The following is an 18,651-nucleotide window of genomic DNA, read 5'->3' on the forward strand; positions in this document are numbered from 1 at the left end:
GCGCAGGACAGCTACCGGGTTCTGATCGCCGATTCCTTCGAGGTTTCCAGCGAGGAGGCCATCCTCGCCGGCGAGGCCCGCCGTCGCTGTGACGGCCTCGTCCTCTGCGCACCCCGCATGAGCGACGCCGAACTGGAGGAGATCGCACCCTCGCTGCACCCCCTGGTGCTGATCAACAGGACCACCGCAGCCGCCGGCGTACCCAGCCTGGTGGTGGACTACGGCCAGGGCGTGCAGGACATCGCGGAGCACTTGGTGGACCTCGGACACACCCGCCTGGCATTCCTTGCCGGTCCGCCCCGCAGCGCCTCGAACGGACTCCGGCTCCAGGGACTGGAGTCCTTCAAGGCAGCCCATCCCCAGGTGGAGGTGACCATGCTTGAAGGCGGATCCGACTTCGACACCGGACACGGGGCAGTGGACGCGGTACTGGAGAGCGGCGCCACGGGAATCCTGGCCTTTAACGACCTGGTGGCCATGGGCCTGATGAGCGGGCTGCATGAACGCGGCCTGGACGTGCCGGGAGACATCTCCGTCACCGGCTTCGACGATATTCCGTTCGCCAAATACACGACGCCGGCCCTCACCACGGCGGCGGTGCCCATCACGGAACTGGGCGAGCAGGCATGGCAGCAGCTGCGGGCGCTCATCCGCAAGGAGGAGAACGAGGCTCCGGGGAGCCGGTACCAGCCCAGGCTCGAAGTGCGTTCAAGCACCGGCCCGGCCAAGGCCCCCCGCACGGCAGTCCACGGCTGACGGGCCGGCGGACGCGGGCCCGCGCTACGGCCGGGCCGGTTCCGTTCCGGCGGAAGCCAGCCCGGCCTCTTTGTAGTACCCCTCAATGTGGGCGGCCACCAGACTGGCCGCCTGCCCGCCGTCGTCGTTCCTGATGGCCGCCAGGATGTCCTGGTGCTCGGCCCGCAGCCGCGATGCCGTGGCCTCCCAGTCAGGCAGTCCGGACGTCAGCTCCGCCGCATATCCCTGAATGGACTCGCGGAGCGATCCCATCATCGCGCTCACAACGGCGTTGCCCGCGGCGTCGGCCAGCGCCAGGTGGAAACGGACGTCCAGTGCCAGGAAGTCGCTGACCGCGAGGTCTTCTGCGGCCATCGCTTCAAGAAGCGCCGAGGCCTCCTCCAGTTCCGGTGCATCCGGACCGGCTTTCGCCACGGCCCACGACTCCAACAGCACGCGGGTTTCCACGATGTCCGCCACCGGCAGGTGCTGGGTGGCCACGTGCAGCCGGAGGGCGGAGCCAAGCGCGGCCGTCGGATCCGAAATGACAACGGTTCCCGCTTCCGGGCCCGACCCTACGCCGGCCCGGACCACACCCATGGCCTCAAGGATGCGGATCGCCTCCCGGACCGAGGTCCGCGACACCTTCAGCTGTTCCGCCAGGGTGCGCTCGGCCGGAAGCCGGCCGCCCACGGTCAGCCGGCCGCCGGAAAGCTCGTTCTCGATCCAGGACAGGACAAGCTGGTGGGTGCGCATACGTAAATAGTAGTTGATGTGGTTGGACCACATGGCCTAGAGTGTGGTTAGACCACAGAAGGTTCCGGACACGGACCCGCCTGCCCAATGGAGGACGCCATGACCCACACCATCCAGCCCAACAACCCGGAAACGACCCCCGCGCCGGATGCCACCGACATTCCCGCCGCGCCGGCACCCGCTAAAGCACCGGCGCCGTCCGCTGTTCCGGCGGCACTGAAGCGGCGCATCCCCAAGTACTCGGACCTGGCCCCCCTGATGCAGTTCAAGAAGCCTGAGTTCAGCAAGGAGGCCCGGCTCAAGCGCGCCAGCACCATTTGGGAACTCCGGGACATCGCCAAGCGCCGCACCCCCCAGGCCCCGTTCGACTACACGGACGGCGCAGCTGAAGAGGAAATCACCCTCGGCCGAGCACGCCAGGCGTTCCTGGACATCGAGTTCCGGCCCGGCATCCTGCGGAACGTCTCCACGATCGACCTGGGCACCGAAATCCTGGGCAAGCCCTCCCGCCTTCCCGTGGGCATCGCCCCCACCGGTTTCACCCGGATGATGCAGTCCGAGGGCGAGTACGCCGGTTCCCAGGCGGCCGAAGCTGCGGGCATCCCCTACACCCTCTCCACCATGGGCACCGCTTCCATCGAGGACGTCGCCGCCGCCGCCCCGAACGGCCGCAACTGGTTCCAGCTGTACCTCTGGACAGACCGCGACCGCTCGCTGGAACTGATTGAGCGCGCCGCCAGGGCCGGGAACGACACATTGATGGTCACCGTGGACACCGCCGTCGCCGGCGCCCGCCTCCGCGACGTCCGCAATGGCATGACCATCCCGCCGGCACTGACAGTCAAGACCGTGCTGGACGCTTCCTACCGCCCGGCCTGGTGGTTCAACTTCCTCACGCACGAGCCGCTGACATTCGCCTCGCTGTCCCGCTACACCGGCACCGTGGCGGACCTCATCAACTCGATGTTCGACCCCACCCTCACCTTCGAGGACCTCGACTGGCTGCGCGAAACCTGGAAGGGCAAGCTGGTGGTCAAGGGCATCCAGACCGTGGAGGACGCCCGCCGGGTGGTTGACCACGGCGCCGACGGTGTGGTGCTGTCCAACCACGGCGGACGCCAGCTGGACCGGGCTCCCATTCCGTTCCACCTGCTCCCCGAGGTCAAGCAGGCTTTCATGGCGGACAACACCGACGCCGCGATCATGCTGGACACCGGCATCATGAGCGGCGCTGACATCGTGGCAGCCCTGGCCCTCGGTGCGGACTTCACCCTGATCGGCCGCGCCTACCTGTACGGACTGATGGCCGGCGGCCGCGCCGGTGTGGACCGCACCCTCCAGATCCTCGAGAAGGACATGGCCCGCACCATGGCGCTCCTGGGCGTCAGCAACATCTCGGAGCTCACCCCGGACCACGTCCGCCTGCTGAACAAGTAGGTCCTGCGGGGTTCGCGCTACTTTTTGCGGCCGAACTTCGGCAAGTTGGCCAGCAGGTCGGCCGCGCGGGTCGCCGCACGGCCCACCGTGCGGCCGATTTGCTGCGGAACGCTGTCATCGCTCAGCGACTGTGTGGTGCCGCCGGGAATAACGACGGCGGGGCTCAGTTCGGCACCGTCCGGTGCCAGGACGCCTTCCGAGACGGCCTCGGCAGCCACCGCCTCGGGCGTCTCGCCGGCAGCGCTCCGGGGGGTGGCGGAGTCCCCGGCGGCGCGGCCTGCGGGACGGAGCGGAGCAGCAGCGGGAGCCGACGAGCCGACGTCGAACGTTTCCAGCCAGCTGGCGATCCCTTCCAGCGGCTTGCGGTTCAGCGCGTAGTAGCGCTTCTGTCCCTGCGCCCGCATGCTGACCAGCTGCGCCTCGCGCAGGACCTTGAGGTGCTTGGAAATGGTGGGCTGGCTTGCTGCCAGTTCTTCCACGAGTTCCCCCACGGCCTTGTCTCCGGAGCGGAGGGAGACCAAGATGTCCCGCCGGGTTGATTCCGCAATGACGGCAAATACGTCGTCTGTCACCATGCCTCCCACCCTAACGACATATACGCCGAAAGGCATCAACTATTTCGTCAGCCAACTGGCTATTGCTGCCCATGCGGCGCAGGTGTTACAACGGTTGAACTGTGCCCCGGCCGGCCCGGCCGCCGCCACCTGAGACAAGGGGGTGGGCCATCATGGATGCCCTGCGCCGGCAACTGTTCAACATCATCGCTTTTGTGTTCCTGGGCCTTTTCGTCGCCGTGTGGGGCAGCGTGCTGCTCCGCGTCGGGTTCTGGGTGCCGGACGGAAGGACTGCCGCTCCCGCCCTGAACGGCGCATTGGTCACGGCGGCGGGTGTCCTGGCCACGTCGCTTAGCTCGCTGACAGCCTCCGCCCTGGGATTTACCATCGCCGAGGTGAGGCATGCTGAGGGGTCTGGCCGCACCGAAACCCCCTTCAGCCCCGGCGACGTCACCGCCAGGCTGTCCGGACGGATCGTCGCGGCCATTGTGGTCTACATGGCGGTGGGGCTGCTGGTCCTGCTCCTCTGGCTGGCCAAGGGCACGGCGTCCACGGACCTGATCGGAGCGTTCGCCCTGTCGCTGCTGGGCTGGCTGATTGGCGCGGCAGGCGTGGTGTTCCAGACCGAAAAGGCTGCATCCTGATGCGGGCCGGGGGTTCGACGGGACACTAGTCGAACCAGGGGTCGAGTCCGTGGAGCGGGAACACGGCTTTGCGGGTGGCCATGACGGTACGGTCCACGGCGTCGTTGGGATCGAAACCGACCTCCCATGACCGCCACCACAGCTCCACGTCGTCGCCCATCAGGCCGGGCGCGGATGTGCCGAATTTCTCCTCCACATAATCGCGCCAGTCCTGCGGCACCGGGGTGCGCAGCGGCACCGGCCGCCCCACGGCGATGGCCACCAGGTGACTCCAGGACCGCGGCACCACATGCAGGACGTTGTACCCGCCGCCACCGGTGGCGATCCAGCGGCCGTCGCAGTGGCGCTCAGCGAGATGTCCGACGGCGGACGCTGCCTCCCGCTGGCCGTCAACACTGAGATTGAGGTGCGTGAGCGGGTCCGTCCGGTGGGAGTCACAGCCATGCTGGCTTACGATCACTTCGGGTTCGAAGGCGGCCACGAGCTGCGGCACCACGGCGTAAAACGCCCGAAGCCAGCCGGCGTCGCCTGTTCCGGCCGGCAAGGCGATGTTAACGGCCGTCCCCTCCGCCTGCGGCCCGCCGATCTCGTTGGCGAACCCGGTTCCGGGGAACAGTGTGAGGCCGGTTTCGTGCAGGGACAGGGTGAGGACCCGGGGGTCATCCCAGAAGATGCTTTCCGTGCCGTCGCCGTGGTGGGCGTCAACGTCGATGTACGCCACCTTGCGGATGCCGCCGTCGAGCAGCTTCTGCACGGCAAGTGCGGCGTCGTTGTAGATGCAGAAGCCGCTGGCACGGTCCCTGGCCGCGTGGTGCATGCCGCCGCCGAAGTTCACGGCGTGCAGGGCTGACCCGTCCAGGATCCGGGACGCAGCCAGCAGGGATCCGCCCGCCAGCCGCGCGGCGGCTTCATGCATCCCGGCAAAGGCGGGGTCGTCCTCGGTGCCCAGGCCGCGGGATTCATCCGATTCGGACGGGTCCTCGCTCACCCGCCGCACCGCCGCAACGAACTCGGCCGAATGCACGGACTCCAGGTCGGCGTCGGCGGCCACCCCAGGGGCTTCCACCGAAACATGCTCAAGATCGAACAGTCCCAGGCTCCGGACCAGGCGTGCCGTAAGGTCCATCCGCTCCGGTGCCATGGGATGGCCGGGTCCGAAGTTGTAGGCGGTCATGTCAGGGCTCCACGCCACCGTCGTTGGCGGCGCGGGCTTGCTGAGACCGGGCAGGTATGTCATCAATCACAGGCTACCGGAGGCCGGGCCCTTGTCCGCCCGGCCATTACGCGGGCATTAGTGGTTTACTACTGAGGGAAGCAGATTCAACCGAGGAAAAGCCACACATGACGCAAAGCCAGTCGAGGCCCCGGAATTCGGCCAGCTGGCACCCCGCGCAGGAGCGGGAGGGCCTCTGGATCCTAACGCGGCTCCGCGACTTCATTGACGACATTGCCAACACCTCCCCCGCCCGGCTTGCCCTGAGCGCGTTCGCCGCCGTCTGCCTGGTGTTCACCTTCCTGCTGTCCTTGCCCGTTTCCTCTGCCGCCGGCACCGCAACCCCACTGCACCAGGCCATGTTCACCGCGGTTTCCGCCGTGTGCGTTACAGGCCTCACGGTAGTGTCGACGGCGGTCCACTGGTCCTTCTTCGGCCAGCTGGTGATCCTGATCGGCGTGTTCATCGGCGGCCTGGGCACGCTGACCCTGGCGTCGCTGCTGGCCCTGATGGTGAGCAAACGGCTCGGCGTCCGCGGCAAGATCATTGCGGCGGAATCCATGAACAACGCAGGCCGCCTCGGCGAAGTGGGTACCCTGCTGCGGATCGTCATCACCACCTCCGTGGTCATCGAAGGGATCCTGGCGCTGGCCTTGATCCCACGGTTCCTCACTCTTGGCGAGCCGTTCTGGCAATCCGTGTGGCACGGAATCTTCTACGCCATCTCATCCTTCAACAACGCCGGCTTCACCCCGCACTCGGACGGCATCGTCCCGTACGAGACTGACCTGTGGATCCTGGTTCCCCTGATGCTGGGCGTCTTCCTGGGCAGCCTTGGATTTCCCGTGGTGATGGTCCTGCAGCAGAACGGCTTGAACTGGAAGCGGTGGAACCTGCACACCAAGCTGACCATCCAGGTTTCCTTCATCCTCCTGGTGGCGGGTACGTTCCTGTGGGGCCTGATGGAGTGGGACAACGCGCGGACCATCGGCACGATGGGTTTCGGAGACAAGGTGACACACTCGCTGTTCGCCTCCGTCATGACCCGGTCCGGCGGGTTCAACCTGGTGGACCAGAACCAGATGGAATCCACCACCATGCTCCTGACGGATGCCCTGATGTTCGCCGGCGGCGGCTCAGCGTCGACGGCGGGCGGCATCAAAGTGACCACCATCGCCGTGATGTTCCTGGCCATCGTTGCCGAAGCTCGAGGCGACGCCGACGTGAAGGTGTACGGCAGGACCATCCCGGAGGGCAGCATGCGGGTGGCCATTTCGGTCATCGTTGCCGGCGCCACCCTGGTGTCCGTCTCCGCGTTCCTCCTGCTCCACATCAGCGGCGCGTCCCTGGACCGCGTCCTGTTCGAGACCATTTCCGCGTTCGCCACGGTGGGGCTGAGCACCAACCTCAGCGCGGAGGTTCCGCCCGAGGGCGTGTACGTCCTGACAGCGCTCATGTTTGCGGGCCGTGTAGGCACCGTAACCCTCGCCGCCGCCCTGGCCCTGCGCCAGCGCAGCCAGCTCTACCACTATCCCGAAGAGAGGCCCATCATTGGCTAGTTCCCCAGACGCCCCCAGGCGCCCCGCCCATAATGCTCCGGTGCTGGTGATCGGGCTGGGCCGCTTCGGTTCATCCACCGCCGAGCAGCTGGTGAAGCAGGGCCGTGAAGTGCTCGCGATCGAACGGGACCGGACCCTGGTGCAGAAGTGGGCTCCCCTGCTGACCCACGTGGTGGAGGCCGACGCCACCAACATTGACGCACTCCGGCAGCTTGGAGCCCAGGAGTTCAGCTCGGCCGTCGTGGGCGTGGGCACGTCCATTGAGTCTTCCGTGCTGATTACCGTCAACCTGGTGGACCTGGGCATTGAACACTTGTGGGTGAAGGCGATTACACCGTCGCACGGCAAGATCCTCACGCGGATCGGCGCCAACCACGTGATTTACCCGGAAGCGGACGCCGGCGTGCGCGCGGCGCACCTGGTGTCCGGGCGCATGCTCGACTTCATCGAATTCGACGACGACTTCGCCATCGTCAAGATGTACCCGCCCCGTGAAACAGTGGGTTTCACACTTGATGAGTCCAAGGTCCGCTCCAAGTACGGCGTGACGATCGTGGGCGTGAAGTCACCGGGTGAGGACTTCACCTACGCGCGGCCGGAGACCAAGGTGTCCTCACGGGACATGCTGATCGTGTCCGGCCACGTGGACCTGCTGGAGCGCTTCGCCGCCAGGCCGTAGGGGTTTGGGCGGGCCCAAATTAGCCGAGCTGTTTGGTGATCTCCGCTGCCCTGTCCGCTGCGGCCTTTGCGCCGGCGGCGATGATGGACGGGATGCCCTGCTCATCAAAGGTGGCGATGGCGCGTTCCGTGGTGCCGTTCGGGCTGGTGACCGCCTTCCGCAGCGCTGACGGGTCGGCACCGGGTTCGGCGAGCATGAGCCCGGCGCCCGCTACGGTTTCGCGGGCCAGAAGCAGGGACAGTTCATGGTCCAGGCCCAGTTCCACCCCCGCGGCGGCCATTGCTTCGGCGAGGTAGAACGCGTAGGCGGGTCCCGAGCCGCTGATGGCCGAGAGCGCGTCCACCTGTTCCTCAGGTACTTCGACGACGGTTCCCGCGCCCTGCAGGATGTCCTTGACCTGCTGGAGCTGTTCAGGGGTGCAGTTGGTGCCGGGCGAAACGGACACCACGCCGCGGCCCAGTTTGGCCGGTGTGTTGGGCATGGTCCGGATGACCGGCTGCCCCGCGGGGAGCGCGGCTTCGAGCTGGGCGATCGACACCGCGGCGGCGACGCTGACCACTACAGTGTTCGGCGAAAGAGCCTCGCTGATTTCCCGGGCGAGGTCCGCGATGCCCACCGGCTTGACGCCAAGAATGACGACGGCGGACCCCTTGGTGGCCTGCCTGTTGTTGTCGGGCTCCTCCTCGCCTGCGATGGCGGTGATGCCGTGGTACCGCTCGGCCAGTTCGGCGGCACGCTCGGCGCGCCGGACCGTAGCCACGACGTCCGCCGGATCCGTGCCAGCTTCCAGCAGGCCGCCGAGAATGGCCTCGTTCATGGATCCACAGCCAAGGAATGCGATTCGGTTGCTCATGGCTCCATCATTGCAGTTAGCACCGGCGGGTGCCGACTTCTTATAGCAACGCGGGGTCGGATAAAGCCCAATTCCTGCCCGATTTTGGGCCGTATCTGACCCCGCGTTGGCTGGATTCACAGCTGGCTCCCATGTTCAGCGCAGGTCCCTCACAAGTTGCGCCCCTACTGTGGTTATTACCTCATTGAGGGTGCGAGTGATGCGGCAGGCATGGGGATGTCTGCCAGGGCACCGGCGGCTGGCAACAGGTTTTCCCCCATTTTCCTGTTGCCGGCCCCGGTGCTTCCGCTTTTAAAGGCCGGTCCTAGACGGGTGCCTCCACGGCCTGCGGGGCGGCGATGTGCGGCGCGGGTTCAAGAGGCCCGGAGAAGACCAGCTGGTCAAGGCGGCGCAGAATGAGGCCTTCGCGCAGGGCCCAGGGACAGATGCGGAGCTTCTTGAATTTGAACAGCTCCAGTGCGGCCTCAGCCACCAGCGCACCGGCCAGGAGCTGGTGTGCGCGCGCCTCGGAGACACCGGGCAGATGCAGCCGGTCTTCGGCTTTCATCGCCGAAATGCGCTGCGCCCAGATCCCAAGATCGGAGGCGTGCAGTTCCCGCTTGACGTAGGGACCGCCCGCGCTCGGTGCCGCCCCGGCGATCCGGGCCAGCGACCGGAAGGTCTTGGAGGTTCCGGCCACCAGGTTGGCCCTGCCCAGGCCGTCGAACTCCCGGACCGCGGGCTTCAGGGTGGCCTGGATGTACCGCCGCAGTTCCTTCACGCTCTTTGCGCTGGGAGGGTCCTCCGCCAGCCAGTCCCGGGTGAGCCGGCTGGCGCCCAAGGGCACTGACGTGGCCACCTCGGGGAGCTCGTCCTGGCCAAAGGCCATCTCGAAGGAACCGCCGCCAATGTCCAGGTTCAGGATGGGGCCGGCACCCCAGCCGTGCCAGCGGCGAACGGCGAAGAAGGTCATGGACGCTTCCTCACTGCCGGTCAGCTCCTGCAGCGTCACGGTGGTTTCATGCTTGACGCGGGCCAGGACCTCGGGACCGTTGGTGGCCTCGCGGATGGCCGACGTACAAAACGCCAGGAGGTCCTCTGCCTTGTGCCGGGCCGCGAACTCCCACGCTTCCAGCACGAATTCGGTGAGTTCGTGCTGCCCGGCGTCGCTGATGCTGCCGTCAGGTTCCAAGTACTGGACCAGGGACAGGGGCCGCTTGTGAGATGCAAAAGGAACCGGGCGCGCACCAGGGTGGGCATCCACCAGCAGAAGATGGACAGTGTTGGACCCGATATCGAGGACGCCTAGTCGCATCCTGCCATTATTCACTGGCGCAGCAGGTGGATTCCAACCGCCACCCGGTCAGCGGGTGCAGCAGGTCAATTGTTGCGGCGTCAGTTGGTGGACGGGTCCGTCGGGGCATCGCCGGGGAGTTCGTCCGCGCGCTTGAAATCGCGCTTGATGTTGGCGACGCCCTCGGGGTTGATTTCGAAGCCGTAGGCCGCCCCGGGGTTGATGACCATGCCCAGCTCCTCGCCGATGTTGGCGATGATCGCTGCGCCCTGGGTGCCGAGCACGTTAGGGGCTGCTGCAAGATACTGCTCGTCAACACGGCTGGGGTGCGAGAAGACGGCAAGGACGGGGTCGCCGTCGGAGTTGGCCAGGACCAGGGGCTCCACCTGGGAGTCCTCGCCCTCGATGCCGTCCGAGCTGACGATGTACACCTCGCTGTTGAGGAAGGACAGGATGACGTCCACGGGACTCGCGTCAGGCTCTCCGCCCTTGGCGAGCTTCTCCTCAAGGTCGTTCAGCGGAGTCGGGTCGGCAATTCCGGGCTGTTCAGTCATGCCTCTACCCGATCACGTTCCGGTGCCCCGCGCAAACGCCGGTTGCTGAGCTGTTCGAAACATGGGTTTCGAACAGCTCAACCACTGGAAGAGATTACTTCTTGGCCGTTGCCTTCTTTTTGGCCGGCGCCTTGCGGGTGGCCGTGCGCTTGGCCGGGCCCTTGGCGCGCTTCTCGGCGAGGAGCTCCACGGCCTGTTCGCGGGTGAGTTCCTCCAGCGAGGTGGCGCGCGGAACGGTGATGTTGGTGATCCCGTCGGTGATGTACGGGCCGAACCGGCCTTCCTTCACCACGATGTTCTTCTCGGACACCGGATCGGGGCCGAATTCCGCCAGCGGCGGCACCGCAGCACGGGCACCGCGCTGCTTCGGCTGGGAGTAGATCTCGAGGGCCTGCTCCAGCGTGATGGTGAAGATTTCCTCCTCCGAGCCGATGGACCGGGAGTCCGTCCCCTTCTTCAGGTAGGGGCCGAACCGGCCGTTCTGCACGGTGATGAGGTTGCCTTCGGCGTCCTCGCCCAGGACGCGCGGCAGGCTCATGAGCTGCAGCGCCTCGTCAAGGGTTACGGACTCGACGGTCATGGACTTGAAGAGCGAGCCGGTGCGCGGCTTGGCCTTGACCGGCTTCTTGGGCGGCTTGGGCTTGCCGTTCTTGTAGTACTCCACCGGCTGGTTGGCGATCTGTTCCTCGGTCATCTCGGGGATGACCTCGGTGACGTACGCGCCATAGCGGCCGTTCTTGGCAACTACGGTGTGGCCCGTGTGCGGGTCGGTGCCCAGCACCCGCTCCTCGGGGGCCGCCGTCTCCATCAGCTCGATGGCCTTGGCCGCCGTCAGTTCATCCGGTGCCAGGTCCTCCGGCACATTGGCGCGCGCCGACTCCACGATTTCCCCGGTCTTGGGGTCGACGGTGGCAGCGGAACTTTCCAGGTACGGACCAAACTTGCCAACCCGCAGCGTGATCTCGTCGGTGATGGGGATGGAGTTGATTTCCCGGGCGTCGATCTCGCCCAGGTTGTTCACGATGCTGAGCAGGCCCGGATCGGAGTCTTCCCCGAAGTAGAAGTGCCGAAGCCAGGAGGCGCCAACGGCCTGGCCGTTGGCGATCTTGTCCAGGTCGCCTTCCATGTCCGCGGTGAACTCATAGTCCACGTAGTCGCTGAAGTGCTGCTCCAGCAGGCGGATGACCGAGAAGGCGATCCAGCTGGGTACCAGGGCTGAGCCCTGCTTCCGGACGTAGCCGCGGTCCTGGATGGTGGAGATGGTGGAGGCGTAGGTGGACGGGCGTCCGATGCCCTTCTTTTCCAGCTCCGCCGTCAGCGACGCTTCGGTGTACCGCGGCGGCGGCGAGGTTTCGTGGCCCACGGCGATGATGTCCGAGGCCTTGAGGGCATCGCCCTTGGCAACGTTGGGAAGGCGCCGGGCTTCGTCGGAGTCGTCGTCGCCGCGGGTTTCGTCCTTGCCTTCCTCATAGGCTGCAAGGAAGCCGGGGAACGTGATCACGGTGCCGGACGCGGAGAACTCGGCATCCCGCCCGTCCGCAGCCACCGCACCCAGGCGGATGGTCGCAGTCGAGCCCTTGGCGTCGCCCATCTGGGATGCAACGGTCCGCTTCCAGATCAGTTCGTACAGCCGGAACTCGTCGCCCGAGAGCTGTTTTGCCACCTGGGCGGGCGTGCGGAAGGAGTCACCGGCGGGACGGATGGCCTCGTGGGCTTCCTGCGCGTTGGCGGACTTGTTGGCGTACACGCGCGGGGACTGCGGAACGTACTCGGGGCCGTAAAGCTCGGCAGCCTGCCGGCGGGCAGCGGTCACGGCTTCGTCGCTCAGCGCGGACGAGTCGGTACGCATATAGGTGATGTAGCCGTTTTCGTACAGCCGCTGGGCAACCTGCATGGTGCTCTTGGAGGAGAACCGCAGCTTGCGGCCCGCTTCCTGCTGCAGTGTGGAGGTGGTGAACGGCGCGGCCGGGCGGCGGGTGTACGGCTTGGTGTCCACGGAACGGACAGTGAACGAGGCATCCTGCAGCCCTGCTGCCAGCGACGTAGCCAGCTCCTCGTTGAGGTGCGCGACGTTCTTGGAGGTGAGGACGCCGTCGTCGTTGAAGTCGCGGCCGGTGGCCACCTTGGCGCCGTCAACAGCCGCGAGCTTGGCTTTGAAGGAGCCGGAATCCGCGCCGAACTGGCCGGTGAGGTCCCAGTAGGACGCCGCCTTGAACGCCATGCGTTCGCGTTCCCGGTCCACCACCATGCGGGTGACAACGGACTGCACACGGCCGGCGGACAGGCCGCGCGCCACCTTGCGCCACAGGACCGGGGAGATTTCGTAGCCGTACAGGCGGTCCAGGACGCGGCGGGTTTCCTGGGCGTCCACCAGCGCCGAATCGACGTCGCGCAGGTTGCCCATGGCGCGCTGGATGGCTTCCTTGGTGATTTCGCCGAACGTCATCCGGTACACCGGGACCTTGGGCTTGAGCACTTCCAGCAGGTGCCACGCGATGGCTTCGCCCTCGCGGTCCCCATCGGTTGCGAGGTAAAGTTCGTCCGCGTCTTTGAGCGCCGCCTTGAGCTCGGTCACCTTTTTCTTCTTGTCCGCGGACACCACGTAGTACGGCTTGAAGTCGTGCTCGATGTCCACGGCGAACTTGCCCACCGAGGTTTTCTTCAGCTCTGCGGGGAGCTCGGACGGCTGCGGCAGGTCGCGGATGTGACCAATGGAGGCCTCAACGATGAAGCCCTCGCCGAGGTACTTGGCGATGGTCTTGCTCTTGGCCGGAGACTCCACAATCACGAGTTTCTTGCCGGTTTTGGCCTTGCTTGGCACGGTGCTCCTACAGAAAAAGGTTGCTGGGGCAGATGAGCCCATATTGGCCTAGTTCACCATATTTTGGAGAATTGTGCGCATTCCTGTGGAAAACCGGGGGCTGCAGGCAGGCGCCGCGGACGCCTAATCGGCAGCAGGAATAAGGAAGCCGTCGCGGACCAGGTTTTCCACATCGGCAAGCAGCGCACTCCGGAAGTTACCGGCGTCAAAACCGCCGTCCGGGCCATCTTCGACGGCACCCATACTGCCGCCCAGCAGGGCCTCCAGCGCACCGGCGATCTGCCCGGCGGACAGGTCGCCGTCGCACGCCGACACAAAGCCGGCCAGTTCCGTACTGAGCAGGTTGGTGCGGCGCAGCCCTGCCCCTTGGCGGAGCAGGATGACGCCCGGGTGCTCCGCGCCCGGCCGCTGGTGCCGCTCCTCCGTGACGTCATCCGCCACCAGCAGGTGCGCGTCCTCAATGTCGTTGGCCGCCAGCCAGTCGCTGCGTTCGACGGCGGCGCCCAGGTGGGGGCCGATAGGCTGCTCGATGGGGTAGGTGATTTCCTCGAACCGGCTGACCGCGACCTGCCCGCCAGTAACGGGACGCCGCAGCCAGACCATGCCGAAGCCGATCCCCTCCACCTGCCGGGATTCAAAGTCGGCGAGGTAGGCCTCATAGGCATCGCGGTAGTGCTGCCGGTCCCGGCTTTCCGATGCGTCCTGCAGCCACGTCTCGGCGTACTGTTCCGGGCTGACTTGTTCCCGCTGGATGAACCAGGCGTCCACGGCCGGACCGGCCCAGCTTTGCGGCCGTTCCTGCCACTCGGCGCCGGCCGGTACTTCCCAGTTGCCCAGAAGCTGGGCTGTTCCGGCAGGGGCGAGGACCGACGGCAGTGCCCTGACCAGCGAGGAGACGATCTCGTCGCCCGGCATCCCGCCGTCCCGGTAGGTGAACTGCTCCGCGGCCTCCTCCCCCGGACGCCGCGGGGTGATGACAAAGGGCGGGTTGGACACCACCAGGCCGAATTCCTCACCCGCCACCGGATCCAGCAGCGACCCGAGCCGGAGGCTCACCCGGTCCTCCAGCCGCGCCGGGTCCACAGCGAGGGCCTCGGCGTTGAGCAGGATATTGAAGCGCGTGAAGGCCAGGGCCCGTTCGGAAATGTCGGTTGCCGTCACGTGCTCGCAGTGGTGGAGGAGGTGGAACGACTGGATCCCGCAGCCCGTACCGAGGTCCAGCGCCCGCTCCGTGTGCCGCCTGATGGTGGTCTGCACCAGTGTGGTGGACGCCTGGCCGATGCCCAGGACGTGGTCATGCCGCAGCACGCCCGGTTGCTGATGGGCGGCAAGGTCACTGGCTACCCACAGTTCGGCCCCTCCGCTGCCGTCCTCGTTCGCGTCCCAGCCGTAGGGCCGCAGGTCCGCCTTGGCTGCCAGCCGTCCCGAACCGGGAACGGGCTGCAGCAGCCCCAGCTCCAGCAGGCCCCTGACGCGGATGCCCGGCAGGGCGGCGTCGAGCGTTTCCCGTTTTTGGGGTTCGGCCAGGAGCCACAGACGGACGACGGCGGCAAGCGCCGCTGCGCCCTCGTCCTCCCGGACGGCGCGCTCGGCAGCGAGCAGGGCAGGGATGGTCTGGTCCCGGTTCAGCGCAGCCGACGCGGAGGGCCCGAGCAGCCGGGCGACGCCGTCGAGCGTGTAGCCGAGCCGGCGCAGGTCAGCGGCGAGCGCCGTGAGCAGTTCGGGAAGGTCGCTGCGCGGGGCGTCGGGGGTGTTGCCGGCGGTGAACTCGTATGGGGATCTAGGCACCGGACAAGTTTAGTCCGGCGGGATGCGCCGCCCGGGGCGGCGCCCGGCAGTGCAGCCTGGTCCCGCCCAGGCGGTAGCGTGGAAGCATGCCTTCCCGACTTTCCTTCCTTCCGCGCGCCCGCCGCGGAACTGCCGTGCTGACATTCAGCGCCCCGGTGGCCGCGGTCCTTGCATTGGCCGCCTGCGCACCCCTGGTGTCCATCGAGAACGGGGACGTTCCGCAGTGGCGGGCCACCGCGTTGCCCACGGCCGCTGGGACGGTCCTGGCGGACGCCGGCAAGATCCTTAACCGGGACCGCATCATCGAGGAAGCGGCCAACGTTCCCGCAGGCCGCTACACGCTGACAGCCACCTGCGAAGGCGGCGGGAAGGCCTTTTTTGCGGTATCGCTGAACGGCGCCCAGCTGGTGGACCACGGCGCGGCCTGCAACGGCAGCAAGGAAACGACCCGGATCACACTGCCTGAGGCAGGCACCCTGAGCATCAGCACGTCCAGCGTGGACGCTCCGCTGATCTACGCCTACCACCTGGTGCCTGCCGAATAGGCAGCGGTGGGGCTATGGCCCGCCGGCGCCGGCAGGCATAAAGTCGGATTATGCCCAGCGTGCGGAAAGCCTCCGCGCCCCGTCCCGTACGGATAGCACGGGCGCCGCTGGCACGGAAGCCGGCGGCCGCCGTCGTCCTGGGCATCGTGCTGGCAGCGGGAACGCTAAGCGGCTGCGAATATACGTACGACGACGGCCGGGACTGGTCCGCCCCGGCGGAGGCGACACCGCTCCCGGGCCCGGTGTTCACTCGTGACCCGCTGCGGCGGGACCCGGTTACCGAAGCCGAGCTGGAGGGGTGGATCTCAGAGACCCTCCCCGACACCCCGCAGACGGTGGTCCACGCGGGCGCCGGGCTGCTGGGCGCCGGGGAGGTGCGGACCGAAGCCACGCCGGTCCTCGGAACCGGCACCTATGCGCTGGCTCTTGCCTGCCGGAGCCAGCGGCGGGTGACGTTTACCGTCCGCAGTGATGTGCTCACGCTGGTGGACCTTGGGCTCAGGTGCGGCGTCAACCGCGAAAACGTCATTTACCTCTCCACGGAGACGGCCCTGAGCATCACCGTTGAGGCTCGAACCGGAGCCAACTTTGCCTACCGCGTGCGGCGCCTGTGACCGCGCGCGGGCGGCAGCTCCAGGGTGTTCAGGCGGCGCAGCCCTCGGGACACCGCAGCGTTTCCGGACTGGCGGCGCACTCGGCGCAGTAGAGCGTGAGGGTGCGGCAGCTGGGATTGGAGCAGTTTTCGAACTTGCTGGTGGGTGCTGAGCAGCGGGTGCATTCGCCGATGGTCTTGGCGTCCTCGCTGAACTCCAGGTGCATGCGCTTGTCGAAGACATAGAGGGAGCCTTCCCAGAGGCCCTGGTCCTTGAAGGTTTCGCCGTACCGGACAATGCCCCCGTCCAGCTGGTAGACCTCTTTAAAGCCGCGGTTCACCATCAGGCTCGAGAGCACCTCGCAGCGGATCCCGCCCGTGCAGTAGGTGACCACGGGCTTGTCCTTGAGTTCGTCGTACTTGCCGGACTCCAGCTCCTTGATGAAGTCGTGGGTGGTGGCGACATCCGGGACCACCGCGTCCTTGAACCGGCCGATCTGGGCTTCGAACGCGTTCCGCCCGTCGAAGAACACCACCTCTTCCCCGCTCTGTGTCTTCGCGTCCACCAGCTCGTGCAGCTCTTCCGGCTTCAGGTGCTTGCCGCCGCCCACAACACCGTTGGCGTCCACCGTGAGCTCGCCGGGAGCTCCGAAGGAGACGATCTCGTCGCGCACCTTGACGCTGAGCCTGGGGAAGTCGTCCGCGCCGCCGTCGGACCATTTAACGTCGATGCCGTGGAAGCCCTTGTACTCCCGGGTGGTCTTGACGTACTGTTTCACGGCACCAATTTCACCGCCGACGGTGGCGTTGATGCCGTCCTTGGAGATGATGATGCGGCCGGTGAGGCCCAGCTTTTCGCAGAGGGCACGCTGCCAGAGACGCACCGCGTCCGGGTCCGCGATGGGGGTAAAGCCGTAAAAAAGGACAATTCGGTTCAAAGCCACGTATTTAAGGGTACCGGCTGGGGTTCCTGGACCGGATCGGCGCCTCCTGCATCACGATTGCATAAGCACTCCGCCGCCCACTGTTGCTGGCGATCGGGCTGGATTAGTGTTCAGTCATGAGCCCGGAAACCATGATTGAAGACATCACAGGCCTTCTTGAAGTGTGGGTGGCCGGCTGGGCCGGCTGCCGCGGATACCAGACGTCCACCGAGGGCCGCTTCCCCGCTGCGCTCCGGGCCGACACCAGCGGGGAATGGGAATTCTTCGCCTCCGATCCAACCCCGGAAGAGTTCGCGGCCTTGGCGGCCAAGACTGCCGAGGTCCCCGCCCGGGTGCTGACCATCCTCACCAACGACGTCGAGCGCTACGCGGGGCTGGCCCGCCAGCACGGGCTGAACGTCACCTCCGATTCGCAAACCATGATGATCGTGGACATGGAAACGCAGGACGCCGAGGACCCGTGGCTTTCGGACGACGACCTGAAGCTGTACCTGTCCGAGCAGAACCACGTCCACTATGCGGAAGTGCGCTCCGGCGACACTGTGGCTGCGAGCGGCCGGGTGTTCGTGGTGGGCGATACCGCCGTGTTCGACAAGATCATCACCGAACCGGGGTTCCAGCGCCGCGGACTGGGCAGTTTCATCATGCGGGCCCTCGCTGCGCAGGCCTTCGAACACGACGTGGAGACCGGGTTGCTGCTGGCGTCCATTGACGGCCAAAAGCTGTATTCCCATCTGGGCTGGAGCACTGTCTCGCGGGTCCTGATGCTGTCGGCATCCCATGACGGTTCCGACCTTTCCCTGAGCTGACCCTCCTTCTTCGGCAGATCCCGCCGGTCCGGTTACCCCTTGGGCGAACCGGGCCGGCTGGCTCCGTGACGGGTGAAACAATGTGGGGGTGAACCCCCATGACTCCCTGATTCCCCTGCTGGGCCGCGGCCCGGATCCGGAACAGCTCCGTCATGTCCGCACCATCCCGGCCCGCGCCGCCCTGTACGAGCCGTGGCCGGACTGGCTGCACCCTGATGTGGCCGCGGCATACGGCTCGCTGGGCATCCAGGAGCCGTACCGGCACCAGGTGGAAGCGGCGAACATCGCCCACGGCGGCGAACACGTGGTGGTGGCCACGGGAACGGCGTCCGGAAAGTCGCTGGCCTACCAGCTGCCTGCGCTGGATGCCATCCACCGCTCGGAACTGCGGGTCCTCGCCGACCCCGGCAAGATCCACGACGACGGTGCAGTTACCCTTTATCTCTCCCCCACCAAGGCGCTGGCCGCCGACCAGCTGAACGCGATCCGGGCGCTGAAACTGCCCACGGTGAGGGCGGAAACGTACGACGGCGACACGGACCCTGCCTCCCGGCGCTGGATCCGGGACCACGCCAACTTCATCCTGGCCAACCCCGACATGCTGCACTTCGGCATCCTCCCCAACCACGCCTGGTGGGCCGGGTTCTTCCGCCGCCTCCGCTATGTGATCGTGGACGAAGCCCACAGCTACCGCGGCGTGTTCGGCTCCCACGTGGCCAACCTGATGCGGCGGCTGCGGCGCATCTGTGCCTACTACGGAGCCGGCTCGTCCTTCCCCGAACCCGTGTTTATTGCCGCGTCAGCCACCGCCTCCGATCCCGATGCCTCGTTCTCCAGGCTGATCGGCGCGCCGGTCACAGCGGTCTCCCGGGACTGTTCGCCGCACGGTGCCACC

The 18,651-nt window shown here is 66.7% G+C and carries 18 protein-coding genes; 9 read left to right on the top strand and 9 right to left on the bottom strand.

What is annotated here, in order from left to right; translation table 11 throughout:
* A partial coding sequence (locus P2Q66_RS13530) for a substrate-binding domain-containing protein (protein WP_275728866.1) occupies positions 1–756 on the top strand: 756 nt, incomplete at its 5' end.
* Positions 757–780: 24 nt separating this feature from the next.
* On the opposite strand, the gene P2Q66_RS13535 is transcribed toward P2Q66_RS13530, so the two are convergent.
* Positions 781–1,491, bottom strand: coding sequence for an FCD domain-containing protein (locus tag P2Q66_RS13535; protein WP_115524878.1), 711 nt, complete (start codon positions 1,489–1,491; stop codon positions 781–783).
* Positions 1,492–1,590: 99 nt separating this feature from the next.
* Between P2Q66_RS13535 and P2Q66_RS13540 the strand changes: the two genes are divergently transcribed.
* Positions 1,591–2,928, top strand: coding sequence for an alpha-hydroxy acid oxidase (locus P2Q66_RS13540; protein ID WP_275728870.1), 1,338 nt, complete (start codon positions 1,591–1,593; stop codon positions 2,926–2,928).
* Between the two features lie 17 nt (positions 2,929–2,945).
* Here P2Q66_RS13540 and P2Q66_RS13545 read toward each other — a convergent pair whose 3' ends face one another.
* Entirely contained in the window at positions 2,946–3,503 is a 558-nt protein-coding gene (locus P2Q66_RS13545; protein WP_275728872.1) for a metalloregulator ArsR/SmtB family transcription factor, read from the bottom strand.
* 152 nt (positions 3,504–3,655) lie between these two features.
* On the opposite strand from P2Q66_RS13545, the gene P2Q66_RS13550 reads away from it, so the two are divergent.
* On the top strand, positions 3,656–4,126 hold the full coding sequence (locus P2Q66_RS13550; protein WP_079597544.1) for a hypothetical protein: 471 nt from the start codon (positions 3,656–3,658) through the stop codon (positions 4,124–4,126).
* A 25-nt stretch (positions 4,127–4,151) separates the two neighbouring features.
* On the opposite strand, the gene P2Q66_RS13555 is transcribed toward P2Q66_RS13550, so the two are convergent.
* The gene (locus tag P2Q66_RS13555) at positions 4,152–5,363 is read right to left on the bottom strand and encodes an acetoin utilization protein AcuC (RefSeq protein ID WP_275728876.1); all 1,212 of its coding nucleotides are present in this window, start codon (positions 5,361–5,363) and stop codon (positions 4,152–4,154) included.
* Between the two features lie 104 nt (positions 5,364–5,467).
* Here P2Q66_RS13555 and P2Q66_RS13560 point away from each other — a divergent pair, with 104 nt between their 5' ends.
* Together P2Q66_RS13560 and P2Q66_RS13565 are read left to right on the top strand one after the other, a co-directional pair.
* Entirely contained in the window at positions 5,468–6,898 is a 1,431-nt protein-coding gene (locus tag P2Q66_RS13560) for a potassium transporter TrkG (protein ID WP_079597546.1), read from the top strand.
* Between the two features lie 40 nt (positions 6,899–6,938).
* Positions 6,939–7,577 carry a TrkA family potassium uptake protein gene (locus P2Q66_RS13565; protein ID WP_172801511.1) on the top strand — a complete coding sequence of 213 codons (639 nt, stop codon included), beginning with the start codon at positions 6,939–6,941 and terminating at the stop codon, positions 7,575–7,577.
* Between the two features lie 19 nt (positions 7,578–7,596).
* On the opposite strand, the gene proC is transcribed toward P2Q66_RS13565, so the two are convergent.
* The 5 genes from proC to P2Q66_RS13590 form a co-directional block, all read right to left on the bottom strand.
* A complete protein-coding gene (proC, locus tag P2Q66_RS13570; RefSeq protein WP_115524832.1) occupies positions 7,597–8,430 on the bottom strand; it encodes a pyrroline-5-carboxylate reductase in 834 nt (277 codons plus the stop codon).
* Positions 8,431–8,734: 304 nt separating this feature from the next.
* Entirely contained in the window at positions 8,735–9,724 is a 990-nt protein-coding gene (locus P2Q66_RS13575) for a Ppx/GppA phosphatase family protein (protein ID WP_115524833.1), read from the bottom strand.
* A gap of 80 nt (positions 9,725–9,804) precedes the next feature.
* A complete protein-coding gene (locus P2Q66_RS13580) occupies positions 9,805–10,257 on the bottom strand; it encodes an SseB family protein (protein WP_079597549.1) in 453 nt (150 codons plus the stop codon).
* 94 nt (positions 10,258–10,351) lie between these two features.
* On the bottom strand, positions 10,352–13,078 hold the full coding sequence (gene topA, locus P2Q66_RS13585; protein ID WP_275728879.1) for a type I DNA topoisomerase: 2,727 nt from the start codon (positions 13,076–13,078) through the stop codon (positions 10,352–10,354).
* A gap of 123 nt (positions 13,079–13,201) precedes the next feature.
* Complete coding sequence (locus P2Q66_RS13590) at positions 13,202–14,866, bottom strand: methyltransferase (RefSeq protein WP_275728880.1); 1,665 nt, start codon at positions 14,864–14,866, stop codon at positions 13,202–13,204.
* 86 nt (positions 14,867–14,952) lie between these two features.
* Between P2Q66_RS13590 and P2Q66_RS13595 the strand changes: the two genes are divergently transcribed.
* Together P2Q66_RS13595 and P2Q66_RS13600 are read left to right on the top strand one after the other, a co-directional pair.
* Positions 14,953–15,411, top strand: coding sequence for a hypothetical protein (locus P2Q66_RS13595; protein WP_275728883.1), 459 nt, complete (start codon positions 14,953–14,955; stop codon positions 15,409–15,411).
* 50 nt (positions 15,412–15,461) lie between these two features.
* Positions 15,462–16,025 (top strand): hypothetical protein, encoded by a 564-nt coding sequence (locus tag P2Q66_RS13600; protein ID WP_275728885.1) that lies wholly within the window; start codon positions 15,462–15,464, stop codon positions 16,023–16,025.
* Positions 16,026–16,053: 28 nt separating this feature from the next.
* Here the strand turns inward: P2Q66_RS13600 and P2Q66_RS13605 are convergent, their stop codons facing one another.
* Entirely contained in the window at positions 16,054–16,947 is an 894-nt protein-coding gene (locus P2Q66_RS13605) for a rhodanese-related sulfurtransferase (protein WP_275728887.1), read from the bottom strand.
* Positions 16,948–17,063: 116 nt separating this feature from the next.
* Here P2Q66_RS13605 and P2Q66_RS13610 point away from each other — a divergent pair, with 116 nt between their 5' ends.
* Together P2Q66_RS13610 and P2Q66_RS13615 are read left to right on the top strand one after the other, a co-directional pair.
* On the top strand, positions 17,064–17,756 hold the full coding sequence (locus P2Q66_RS13610; protein ID WP_275728889.1) for a GNAT family N-acetyltransferase: 693 nt from the start codon (positions 17,064–17,066) through the stop codon (positions 17,754–17,756).
* A gap of 88 nt (positions 17,757–17,844) precedes the next feature.
* Positions 17,845–18,651: DEAD/DEAH box helicase (locus P2Q66_RS13615; protein WP_275728892.1), on the top strand; the 807-nt coding region annotated here is incomplete at its 3' end.

Origin of the sequence: Arthrobacter sp. Cr_A7 (genome assembly GCF_029222765.1) — a bacterium.
Classification (GTDB): domain Bacteria; phylum Actinomycetota; class Actinomycetes; order Actinomycetales; family Micrococcaceae; genus Arthrobacter.

What these genes read in the sequence shown, in the direction of transcription:
- P2Q66_RS13595 (WP_275728883.1), top strand. Translation starts at nt 14,953, where the DNA reads ATGCCTTCCCGACTTTCCTTCCTTCCGCGCGCCCGCCGCGGAACTGCC.
- proC (WP_115524832.1), bottom strand. Translation starts at nt 8,430, where the DNA reads ATGAGCAACCGAATCGCATTCCTTGGCTGTGGATCCATGAACGAGGCC.
- P2Q66_RS13550 (WP_079597544.1), top strand. Translation starts at nt 3,656, where the DNA reads ATGGATGCCCTGCGCCGGCAACTGTTCAACATCATCGCTTTTGTGTTC.
- P2Q66_RS13555 (WP_275728876.1), bottom strand. Translation starts at nt 5,363, where the DNA reads ATGACATACCTGCCCGGTCTCAGCAAGCCCGCGCCGCCAACGACGGTG.
- P2Q66_RS13540 (WP_275728870.1), top strand. Translation starts at nt 1,591, where the DNA reads ATGACCCACACCATCCAGCCCAACAACCCGGAAACGACCCCCGCGCCG.
- P2Q66_RS13580 (WP_079597549.1), bottom strand. Translation starts at nt 10,257, where the DNA reads ATGACTGAACAGCCCGGAATTGCCGACCCGACTCCGCTGAACGACCTT.
- P2Q66_RS13600 (WP_275728885.1), top strand. Translation starts at nt 15,462, where the DNA reads ATGCCCAGCGTGCGGAAAGCCTCCGCGCCCCGTCCCGTACGGATAGCA.
- P2Q66_RS13545 (WP_275728872.1), bottom strand. Translation starts at nt 3,503, where the DNA reads ATGGTGACAGACGACGTATTTGCCGTCATTGCGGAATCAACCCGGCGG.
- P2Q66_RS13610 (WP_275728889.1), top strand. Translation starts at nt 17,064, where the DNA reads ATGAGCCCGGAAACCATGATTGAAGACATCACAGGCCTTCTTGAAGTG.
- P2Q66_RS13575 (WP_115524833.1), bottom strand. Translation starts at nt 9,724, where the DNA reads ATGCGACTAGGCGTCCTCGATATCGGGTCCAACACTGTCCATCTTCTG.
- P2Q66_RS13535 (WP_115524878.1), bottom strand. Translation starts at nt 1,491, where the DNA reads ATGCGCACCCACCAGCTTGTCCTGTCCTGGATCGAGAACGAGCTTTCC.
- P2Q66_RS13560 (WP_079597546.1), top strand. Translation starts at nt 5,468, where the DNA reads ATGACGCAAAGCCAGTCGAGGCCCCGGAATTCGGCCAGCTGGCACCCC.